This window comes from Tardiphaga sp., assembly GCF_041424195.1.
Lineage (GTDB): Bacteria > Pseudomonadota > Alphaproteobacteria > Rhizobiales > Xanthobacteraceae > Tardiphaga.
On record NZ_JBGMOE010000100.1, the window covers coordinates 1 to 9,449 of the forward strand.

Here is a 9,449-nt window from a genome sequence, read left to right on the forward strand (position 1 = left end):
CGATGACCCCGAAAGCGGTTGCGTCCTTGCGCGCCTCATCCTCACCGACGCGGTGGGCGGCTTATCTGAACAGTCAAGCCGTCTTACCTTTCGAAACTAGCCGCGCGGGAACGGCACGATGTTGGAGCCGCCGGTTCGCACGAGTTCGGATTTGAGCCCGTCGATAATCCGATCGCGCGCGGCAAGTAGCAGCGCTTGCGCCTGAATCTGCTGTGCAAGAGTATGATTATCAGCGCGGACGAGGGCGATCTCGCCACCTCGCACAGCGCGCAACTCAGCTTCGAGCTCCTTGATACGCGCCTTGAGAGACACAGCCGTGCCGGCCTTGAACCTGGGCTCCGCCGCGTGAAAAGCCGCCAACACGGCCGTGGCACGATTTGCGGTCGCGCGGCTCACGCCGGCTTCGCGAGCAAGGTTCGCGACGGTCAGCTTGCCATCAGTGCGCTGCGGTCTTCCGGTGAGCAGGCGGGCCATCGCGGCGCGCAACGCTTCCTCGCTCTTGGCACCGATCGGCTTCATGGCTTCCTTCCCTTTGAAAGCGGCGCAATCAGCCGGCGCTTCCGCTCATTGTCGCGGATGATGGCCTCGCGTTGGTTCGCGGAGAGGCGCCCGTCGCGGAGCAGCCGCTCTCCTTCGGCTATCGACTGCTCCCAAGGCGCCCGATGCCGCTCGTCCAGACATGCGTTCGGACACCGATCCGGAATGCACCTCGACAAAATCGGCTCTTCTCGTTGCCGCTCTGTCCCGCCCAAACATAGCGCCGTCGTGGGGTCGAACAGGCAATCATTGAGAAAGCCCACATGGAGCGTACGGCCGAGATGGGCGAGCATCTTCCGCAGCCTCGCGCGATCCATCACATTGGGCGACAGCTCCTGAAGCTCTGCATGGGCATCATCGAATACCTTCGCCATCTTCGTTGCGCCGTTCCCACCGAACTGTCCGCCAGCGACGTACGTCTCGAAATGGGCGACGATATCGTCGAGCTGCCCGATGGCGAGTTCGCGATCGATCGCGTCCCGAAAATCCCCCTCGGGTGAACCCGCATAGCCTTCGAACATCGCAACCGAGGCATGCTTATACTGGATCTTACCCGCAATGACGCCGAACGGTCGGTTGGCGATGTACCAGGCGATAGTGCGTCGGAGCTGGCGCGTATCGAAACGCCAAGGCGCCTCGCCGTCATGAGCACCGAGCCCTTGCTCGCCGCGTTCGCAGAGACCGTCGCGAAACAGGTTGAGGATATGCTTGGCCCGGCTGCCGAGATGATCGGCGGTGTAGATCGATGGACGAAGTGTCACCCACAACGACCCGAGCCCACGTGCCTCCCGCGCCGGTGCGGACAACGCCTCCATAACGCGAACGGCCCTGGCGACCGGCTCGATCGTTACCCAATCCGCAGCGGCGCCCTGCGCGCCTCGATGCTTGTAAACCGTGCTCCGGACGCGGTAGCGTTCGATCAGTCCATCCGCGCTGCGCTCTATATCGACGCAGCCGGGCAACATCGCCTGAACCTCGCTGTCGCGCATGCCGGTCAGATAGGCGCAAATGAGATAGCAGGCGCCCTGAAGCATCTGCTCCTCGCGCACCAAGCTTCGGGCGTCGAACCGTGGCCGCCAAGGATGGTCGGTGTCCGGATCAATCGAGATCGGGGTGTCCATGCCCCCAATCTCCACTCCGGAGCGTGCTATGGCATCTGAAATGACGCTGGCCAGTCGCGGCGTCGAGCTGATCCGGCCCGATCGACTGTTGCCGACATGCAGCCCTACCAGCACATGGTTGATCTGGCCCCCATTACCATCGACGCCTATCCCGGCGCGATCCGCCATATGGGGCAGCTTCTCCCATACCGGCACGCCTCGTCCTGCGGCGTGACGCTGATCAAGCCAGAGCTTGAGCCGCTCCTCGTAGGTTGCAGACGATGCCCGCTTGCCGTCGGCCATCATCATGGCCGCACAGCGCACCTCGAGAGCGGTCAACTCATTGCGGGCCGCAAGAATATCGGCCGAATATATGTCGAGATAGCGAATCGCCCATGAGAGCATCGATCCGATGACTGGTTCTGGAATCCGCGGTGTAGTGTTCTCGGTGCGCGGCTTTCTCGGATAGCGCACGATCTCGAAAGCGCTGCGACCGTGCCACGGCAGGACCGCTATCCCGCCGCCACTCAGCCATGGCGCGAGATGATGCATATCGATCGCCAAGCGGACATAGTTGACGAGCTGAATGCTCGAACGTCGCCCATTATCGCCGGCGTGGTGCAAATAGGCGTCCAGGAAACGCTGATCGACCTTGGGAAGGCTCACGCCGCCCAGGCGCTCGTGCAAGAAGGCGACGAAATGGAGCAGATGCGCGAACATCGGCGCTACCATCGTCGGATTACATGGATGTCTATGACCGGGTGTAGAGACCCGGAGCCGGGCCAACACATACTCCTTGGCAAGCAGCCGCCCGGCGGGGTCCTCGATACGTCCGAAATCTACTCGGCAGTTGTCATAGCGCGCGTTGACCCGAAAGATGGCCGGGCCGAACATCCAGACGTCATCACCAAAGCGGGAGAGGGCCGCCCGGTCCGTCCCGGGACGGAGCGGGCGTGGACTTGTAACGGATTTGCGCCGGTCACCTGAGCGATTAGAGCTCGCAACAGGAGACCGACGAGATGATCAAGCACACAGAAGAGTTCAAGCAGGAGGCGGTGCGGATTGCACTGACCAGCGGGTTACCCCGCGACAGGGTTGCATCGGATTTGGGGATAGGGAAGTCGACGCTGGGCAAATGGGTGTCACAGTATCGGCCATCTGACCTGGTGGCAGCGCCGCAGGCAGATCTGGCGCGTGAGAATGAACGCCTTCGTCTTGAGAACCGTGTGCTGCGGGAGGAGAGGGAAGTGCTAAAAAAGGCCACGCAGTTCTTCGCGAGCCAAAGGCCGTGAAGTTCGCTTTTGTGCATAGCTGGCGGCATCGTTGGCCCGTTGAACTGCTCTGCCGTGTCATGGATGTCAGTGAACGCGGCTATCGTTCCTGGCGCTCGCGCCCGATTAGCAGGCGGGAGCGGACAGATATGAAAGTGCTGGCCCATATCCGAGAACAGTACAGGCTGAGCCTTGGCAGCTACGGCCGTCCTCGCATGACGATGGAGTTGAAGGAGGTGGGGCTCGATGTTGGCGAGCGCCGGGTCGGGAGGCTGATGAAGATCAACGGGATCAAGCCAGTCCGCACGCGCAAGCACAAGGTTACGACGGATAGCCACCATCGACTGGGGGTCGCAGCGAACTGGCTGGACGGCGATTTTGCCGCCGATGCGCCCAACCGTAAATGGGCCGGCGACATCACCTATATCTGGACGTCAGAAGGCTGGCTCTACCTTGCCGTCATTCTCGACCTGCATAGCCGTCGCGTCGTGGGCTGGGCAGTCAGCGACAGAATGAAGAAGGACTTGGCGATCAGAGCGCTGGATATGGCGGTGCGCCTGCGCCAGCCTCCGGAAGGCTGCTTTTTTCATTCGGATCGTGGCAGCCAATATTGTTCTTACGACTATCAGAAAAAGCTGCAGGCCTATGGCCTGCGTCCATCGATGAGCGGCAAGGGAAATTGCTACGACAATGCGTCCGTCGAGACCTTCTTCAAATCCCTGAAGGCCGAACTCATCTGGCGGCAGAGCTGGCCGACGCGGCGTCAGGCAGAAGCCGCCATCTTTCAGTACATCAACGGATTTTATAACACCCGCCGCCGCCATTCATATCTGGGCGGCATCAGCCCGCTCGCCTTCGAAGCCAAGGTGGCTTAATGAGATAGGTGACCGGCACAAAACCGTTACAAGTCCAGGCGACCCGCCAGCACGACCTCATCCTGGGCATAGATCGTAGACTGCTTCGAGCGACCGACTAGTTCTCTCGGACGGAGCGGTCTCACATCAGCCCCGCTTCAGGAGGAAGATAGATCAGATCCGCCGTCGCTCCAGCTACCCCTCGGGCAGCTTCGACCTCGACCGCGGAGAAGCGCGGCAATATCTGCTCGACGATACGGCGATAGGGTCGACTGAACTTGATCTGCCAATCACCATCCAGGAGTACCGCGCGCTGCCCAACCATGAACGCCTCGAATGCGAGCAGCGCCGGCAGCTTCCGAACGGTGATCACCGCGTTCCGACACTCTAGGCAGCCCCAGAAGGGCACTGGGCACGCCGCACCTTCAGAACCATACGGGCTCCTGTAGAAACCCCCGCAGCTCGCCAGCCAGACGTCCTGTTCGCCGCTTAAAAGGGGAGCTATCTCATCCGGCGCGACCGGAATCCCTTCGGCACGCCCGGCAAGTGCTTCGACCTCCGCCGCTGGTGTTAATACCAAGGGCTGCAAGGCCGCCTCCAGTGCATCAGTGAAGGCAGCCGCGAGGGTAGCTTCGTGGATCGGCCGCAGCGCCGGAATATCTGCGTAATGGTCCGCTGCGACCTCGATGCTGTGTCCGACCGCAAACCGTCGCATCTGGCCCGCCGTCCGCTTGTACCATGCGGCTTTGTGCGTTTTGCGCAGGCGCGTCATGTCGAGCCGCAATGGATGCTGGTTGTCGTCGACCAGGTCATGACGCTGTGCCCAACTCGATGCGAACGTAGAGAGCGTCAGCGGCCGCGCCGCCAACTGACCGAACTTCCTGTGGAAGTGCGCCCACAGCGTGTCATAGCCGCCATGCTTCCTCGCGGCATCGGTCCAGCCTACCACCAGCCGGATCATGCCACCTGGCGTTGACGATGCTTCATCACGGACGCGAACGCGCTTCCACTCGCTGCCTCGCGCGCGTCGCTTGCAATACTCGAGCTCCACATAACCGCCCGACGGGTTCTTCAGGCAATCCACCTTCAGGTCCAGCAGGCACTCAATCTCAACCCCGGTGTCGAGTGAAAGCAGCACAAGAAGCGGGACGATATCCTCCATAATCAGGTGCCGCTGACTATGGAGCTTCGTGAGAAGGGCCCCGGTGCCGCCGGCAAGTTGGTTGAATCGCCGATACCGAAGAAAGGCCGCGTGCCGATAGCGAATGGTGCCCTGATCATCGATGACGGCCAACGCGGCCGCTTCAGAATCGATCAACTTGTCACCAGTCGGGACCAGCGGCGCCGGCGACGACAGCCGCGCTCGAATGACCTGAAAATCCCGACGTGCGGCGTCCCGCAAGGCTGCGGTGACGTAGTCGCTATAGGCGTCCCTGGGCCGGCAGGGGACTCCCTGGCGCAAGCTCGGATATCGAAGACGACTCTTCGTCTCATCGGAAACGCAACGAGGCTCGAGGAGCGCGACAATGCGCATGAGGCTGACGAACATCGTCATCCTGTTTACCCGGGCGTTGGGATGCGCTTCACGATCGACCATCCACTGGTCGAAGCCATCAATAGCGGCTACATCTACGTGATCGACCCTCTGCACATCGTGCCGTCGCTCGCGCAAATAGCGCCAGAATGTCCTGAGCGTACCGCCATAATAGCGTGCGGTGGAACAGGTGCCGGCCGGGCCACCAACCTGGCACGCTGCCCAGATCGCGGCGGCGAACGAATGGGCAAGCGCCCTGCGGTCTGAAAGAGCGCGCAGATCGATGTTCGCCGTCCGGCCGGCCAGCGAGACGCTGACATAAAGGCTATCGATCGCGGTGCGCGCCTCCTCCCCGGGGTCCGGCAAGCCGTCGGCGAACAGCGCGTACCGCCCAGGCCCTTTGAACGTCTGCTCGCTCATGCAGCGGATCCGGTAACGGCATCAGACCAACGCTCCGCTGCCGCCTCGACGAGCTCCTGTGCTTCAGCGAGGCTATCGAGATAGATGTATGTGCTGGTGATGCTTGCGTGACCCAGCAAATGCTGCAGCGTCCGCAGCGGATCACCCAGAATGTGCCGATAGGCAGCGCCGTGGCGATCAGACGGCTGGAAGACAGCACCGATCTGGGTGCGTATGAGCATGGAGAGCATGTTCACCGCGAACGTATGCCGGAGCATATGCGGTGTAACGGCGATATCGATCCCGAACCGACGACATCGCTCACTCGCTCGAGTGAAGGCAATCTCCCAGGTCGCGACCGGCATCGGCCTTCCGGTCTCGGTCAACCAAAGGAGAGCGTGCTCTGGACTGTCGGAGGCCCGGTCCAGGAGCGATCGACGTTCAATCGGCGTCAATCGATCCAGCGCGACGTGATGACCATCAACGCCGGTCGCCGAACGCCGGTTCATGGAAAGCGTCCACATGGGATCGGGCGCCGGAATGCTCTTCGCTGCAGCTACACGCCGGTCGAACTCAACGTAACCATGGATCAGCGCCAACACTCTGCGCGGGAGCCTGATCCGCCTGGGACGATTACCCTTTGTTATCGAGCCGGGCAGGTCGAACTGGATGGACCTCGGCATGCCCTCGTGTTGGCCGGGAAGCTCGACGACGAGGATGCTTCCCGCCTCGGTGACCCTCATGCCGGTCGTAACCAGCAACTCGGCGAACAACGCGTTCCTATCGCCGTTCCTGCCGCGCCAACTCGGATCTTCCGTTCCATCAGGGAGGCGTCCGCGTAGCCCGACATCCCGAAAGGCCAGATACCGATCAAGATCGAGATACAGCATGTTGTGCGCCCGAGCGGCGCGCTCCCGTGCGCTGGAACGGGTTGAACGCCACAACTTGCCTTGCACCACACGGCTCGTATCCGCGGAGCCCAAAGGTGAGACGGCGACATGCCCCTCCAGCACGGCCCAGCCGTAGAACTTCTCGAGCACCGCGACGCATCGGTTCCAGCTCCCGGCCGAAATACGGAACGGTGGTTCGGAGAGGCGCCGCGCCCGGTGGAAAGCGACGATATCATTGCGATCAGCGCCCCAGATCGCCTTGCCATGGCGCCGCTCGATGAGAAAACGCATCCAGACCGAGATATCGCGACCGTAGGCACGCAGGCTGTTTAGCGATCGAACGCCCATCGTCGGACACGCGCGGAAGAACGCGTTCAGACGATGATCATAAGATCCGCCCGCACCCAGAATGAACGGTATCCCATCTACCAGGCCCTCCTCCTCGGCTGCGGCAATCTCCTCGGCGGATAAACTGAACACGGTACCGTCGATAATAGCCGACCGCCGTAAGGCGCTTCGATCCGTGAAATACAGCTGGACGATACTGTCCTCCTCATCGGCGATCACGTTCTTCGTCGGGCTCGAGCCCGACGAAGAACGTGAAGTGGTTGCTTCACTGCAACGACGTTCCCCACTCGCCCTCGAAGAGTAGCACGCCATGAAGGAGGGGAGGGGGATGAAGTAAGGCATGTCACAAGAGTTAGGATATCCGCAGAACGGCGAGAGCTTCTTCGTCGCCCGCGCCTTCCGGCATCTTCGCCGGGAGCGGCCGAACATCGAGGCCGTGGTATCCTACAGCGATCCCGGTGCCGGCCATATCGGCCGCGTCTATTGCGCGCTCTCGGCTGCGCACCGCACCGTGACCAGACCCAGGACCGTGCTGTGCGCCGCCGGGAAGACGATCTCGGGGCGAACCCTCTCGAAGATCCGTCTTGGCGAACAGGGTCACGCCGGCGCGATTGACCAGCTGGTGGCCCTCGGTCTCCCGAAGCCGGCGACGCTCGAGGATCCTGCCGCGTGGCTCTGGCGGCTCGAGCGCGAGCGGCTGCTCGTCCGCCACCAGCAGGCCGGGCTCTATGCCTATTGTTTCGAGCTCACCCGCGAGGCGCGCCGCCGAGGCCGCATGCTTCCGCGCCTGCCATATCCGAAGGCGCTGCCGCTCGCCCACCCGACGCTTCCACTCTTTCCATCGCAGGAGATCTGATATGGCCGACATCACGACCTTGCCCGTCATGACCGCGGCTGATGCCGAGAGCATCGGCTTTGCCCGGTTCAACGATGTGCCAACCCTCCCGATCGATATTCCGGACGGCAACTTCACGATCAGTGCCAAGACGACGGACGGCCGGCGCATCACCTTCTTCTTCGGCGAGTATCAGCGCGGTGCGCCGCCCAGCTTCGTCGACATCCAGTATCACGACCGCGGTGCGACCATTCCGAACGCGAATGGCGGCAGATCGCCGGCCTTCGACATGCTGACCATCGGCCTTGGCGGTCGCCAGGTCTTCGACAGCCGCAAACTTCCCGACGACGAAAAGCCGTCGATTGCTGTCATCCTCCTGGGCGAGCCGCAGACGGTCCTCCCTTCAGATCGAGAGGATTAATCATGTCCATCTATGTCGCCCGCTACACGCGCCTGCACCCGCGCTTATGGGCGCCCTATTCGATCACCGCCTATCCCCACGGCTTCCACAACTGGCCGGAGGGACTGGCCGATCCAGTCTGGACCCCTAACGCGCGTGTCATCACGGCCGATGGCGCCGCGTCGCGACCGCTCGCCGACTGTGCCACGCTCGATACCGCGATCGAAGCGTCCTGGGCCCATTTCGCAACCCTCGATGAGGAGACCCGGCCATGCTGAACCCGTTCCAGCGCGCTTGCGCCGACGTCTACGGCGGCGGCGACTTCGCCCATGTGCAAAACGTCGAGGAGGCCCGGGAGGCCGGGGACACGCTCTTCGCCTTCCTTATGATCGAGCTCGCTTCGACCGAAGGGTGCGACAGCGCCGAAGAGGCGGTGCGCAGGCTCGATATGGCGATCGCCGACATCCAGGGCCTCGCCGAGGCCCTCCAGCGCGGCGGGCGACCCGCGCGCTGACCCCGCGCGCTGACAAGGGGAGGGGGGGCTGAAGAGGCGGCGACTTGCCGCCTTTCAAGACCGAGGCCTCCCGATGTCAGTCCTTCCGATCATCCAATCTGCCGCCGCGCCAAGGCAGATCGACTATCTCACCGTTGGCGCTCCGCCGCCGATCGTTCTTGCCTATGGCATCGGCGTCGATTCGACCGCGCTCCTCGTCGAACTCGAAGCGCGCGGCGAGGCACCGGATCTCGTTCTGACCGCCGATCCTGGAGCGGAGAAGCCGGAGACCTATGAATATCAAAAGCTGATCGCCGCCTGGATGGCGGCGCGGCGCATTCCCTATGAGGTGGTCCGCTACGTGCCCCGGCGCTTCAAGCACTGGCCGCCTTATTATTCGATCCTCGCGAACGTGCTGACCAATGCGACGCTCCCCAGCATCAGTCTGGGGCGGCACAGCTGCTCGCTCAAATGGAAGGTCGCTCCGCAAGACGCCTTCTTGAAGCAGTGGGCCCCGGCCCAGGCGGCGTGGGCGAGGGGCCAGAAGGTCACACGGCTGATCGGCTATGATGCATCGCCCGCCGACACGCGCCGCTATGCCCACGCCGCCAACATCGATGATCCGCTCTTCCATTGCCGCTATCCGCTGCGCGAATGGAAATGGACCCGCGACCAATGCGCGGCGCGCATCGAGGCCGCCGGCCTGCCGGTCCCGCCCAAGTCGAGCTGCTTCTTCTTATGTTTGCAGATGGTGTCTCGTCTCACGGTAAGTCTCTGTTTCGAGGCGT

At 62.6% G+C, this 9,449-nt stretch carries 9 protein-coding genes and 1 pseudogene; 6 read left to right on the forward strand and 4 right to left on the reverse strand.

Going from position 1 to position 9,449, the window contains the following annotated elements; all coding sequences use genetic code 11:
* Nucleotides 1-96: 96 nt before the first annotated feature.
* On the reverse strand, nt 97-519 hold the full coding sequence (locus ACEK02_RS14660) for a hypothetical protein (protein ID WP_371422404.1): 423 nt from the start codon (nt 517-519) through the stop codon (nt 97-99).
* Nucleotides 516-2,357: a hypothetical protein gene (locus ACEK02_RS14665; protein WP_371422405.1), complete on the reverse strand. Its 1,842-nt coding sequence runs from the start codon at nt 2,355-2,357 to the stop codon at nt 516-518. Before ACEK02_RS14665 ends, ACEK02_RS14660 begins: the two co-directional genes overlap by 4 nt.
* A gap of 299 nt (nt 2,358-2,656) precedes the next feature.
* On the opposite strand from ACEK02_RS14665, the gene ACEK02_RS14670 reads away from it, so the two are divergent.
* Nucleotides 2,657-3,783 (forward strand): IS3 family transposase gene (locus ACEK02_RS14670; RefSeq protein WP_211258307.1). Its coding sequence is split into 2 segments (ribosomal slippage): nt 2,657-2,888 and nt 2,888-3,783, totalling 1,128 coding nucleotides; the frame shifts between segments, so codons are not numbered across the junction.
* A 121-nt stretch (nt 3,784-3,904) separates the two neighbouring features.
* Here ACEK02_RS14670 and ACEK02_RS14675 read toward each other — a convergent pair.
* Nucleotides 3,905-5,716: a hypothetical protein gene (locus ACEK02_RS14675; RefSeq protein ID WP_371422406.1), complete on the reverse strand. Its 1,812-nt coding sequence runs from the start codon at nt 5,714-5,716 to the stop codon at nt 3,905-3,907.
* Nucleotides 5,713-7,152 (reverse strand): tyrosine-type recombinase/integrase, encoded by a 1,440-nt coding sequence (locus tag ACEK02_RS14680; RefSeq protein WP_371422407.1) that lies wholly within the window; start codon nt 7,150-7,152, stop codon nt 5,713-5,715. Before ACEK02_RS14680 ends, ACEK02_RS14675 begins: the two co-directional genes overlap by 4 nt.
* A gap of 121 nt (nt 7,153-7,273) precedes the next feature.
* On the opposite strand from ACEK02_RS14680, the gene ACEK02_RS14685 reads away from it, so the two are divergent.
* From ACEK02_RS14685 to ACEK02_RS14705, 5 genes and pseudogenes are all read left to right on the forward strand, one after another.
* Nucleotides 7,274-7,789 (forward strand): hypothetical protein, encoded by a 516-nt coding sequence (locus ACEK02_RS14685; protein ID WP_371422408.1) that lies wholly within the window; start codon nt 7,274-7,276, stop codon nt 7,787-7,789.
* Between the two features lies 1 nt (nt 7,790).
* Complete coding sequence (locus tag ACEK02_RS14690; RefSeq protein ID WP_371422409.1) at nt 7,791-8,189, forward strand: hypothetical protein; 399 nt, start codon at nt 7,791-7,793, stop codon at nt 8,187-8,189.
* A 2-nt stretch (nt 8,190-8,191) separates the two neighbouring features.
* Nucleotides 8,192-8,446, forward strand: coding sequence for a hypothetical protein (locus ACEK02_RS14695; protein WP_371422410.1), 255 nt, complete (start codon nt 8,192-8,194; stop codon nt 8,444-8,446).
* A complete protein-coding gene (locus ACEK02_RS14700; protein WP_371422411.1) occupies nt 8,440-8,682 on the forward strand; it encodes a hypothetical protein in 243 nt (80 codons plus the stop codon). The genes ACEK02_RS14695 and ACEK02_RS14700 overlap by 7 nt, the downstream gene beginning before the upstream one ends.
* A gap of 73 nt (nt 8,683-8,755) precedes the next feature.
* Nucleotides 8,756-9,449, forward strand: a pseudogene (locus ACEK02_RS14705) (hypothetical protein); the annotation flags it as partial.